The organism is Enterovibrio qingdaonensis (assembly GCF_028683135.1).
Taxonomy (GTDB): Bacteria; Pseudomonadota; Gammaproteobacteria; order Enterobacterales; family Vibrionaceae; genus Enterovibrio; species Enterovibrio qingdaonensis.
Genome location: NZ_JAJUBB010000063.1, coordinates 1 through 784, shown reverse-complemented (window position 1 = coordinate 784; position 784 = coordinate 1). Strand labels below are relative to the sequence as shown.

Below are 784 nucleotides of genomic sequence, written 5' to 3'. Positions count from 1 at the left end.
GGCAGGGCCATTAGACACTATTCGGTTAACCCAGACTGGCACTATTCAAAGGTAAGGCTAAACGTTTGTTTTCCAGTTATCTTCAGGCTCAGTTTAGGTGTAAGCAACTTTGTTGTTCGTTTGGATGCGCACCAATGGGGCGGCTAATCAAAGCAAAGGGGCTTGGACAACATTCGGCACAGCAGACCATTCGAACTTAATGCCCATTGAACTCAGTCAGCAACGTGCTCTTTCTCAGCACCAGTTAGACGTTCAGCTCACCCCATTGTGCGACTTATGCGGGTAAGAACTTGTGTTCATCAAACACGGTTTTGTTCCTCAACATAAAGTAAATGCACCGCCCAAGCTTGTGAGCAAGGGCAGATAACGCTTTGGCTTTGCTCATGCGTTTTTGTAAACGGGTAAGGTATTTCTTCGCTTTTTCGTTGCCACGAAGATAAAGCACGGCGGCTTCCGAGAATGCCCATTTTAGGTAAGCGTTACCGATTTTATTGCCGTTCGTTCCATATTGTTTTCCTGCTGACTCGGCTTTGCATTTAATCAAACGGGAATAGGACGCGAACTGTTGAACAGTCGGAAAGCGTTGGATATTGCCAATTTCATAAAGAATGGTCAGTGCCAGAATACGGCCAATGCCTGGGACAGTTTGTAGCAGTTGGTAATCCTGCGGGTTATGTTGCTTGGCACTTTGCTCGATGAAGTGTTCAACGCTTGCGAGCTCTTTGGTGTAGAAGGCAATTACATTCAAATCGATATCGAGATTGCGGTTAATCGCTGGCTCATT

1 protein-coding gene is annotated in these 784 nt (G+C 46.0%); it reads right to left on the bottom strand.

Features of this window, described 5'->3' with window-relative positions; translation table 11 throughout:
* Positions 1-274 precede the first annotated feature (274 nt).
* On the bottom strand, positions 275-784 hold a 510-nt coding region (locus tag LRP49_RS25125), incomplete at its 5' end, for a transposase (RefSeq protein ID WP_274146406.1).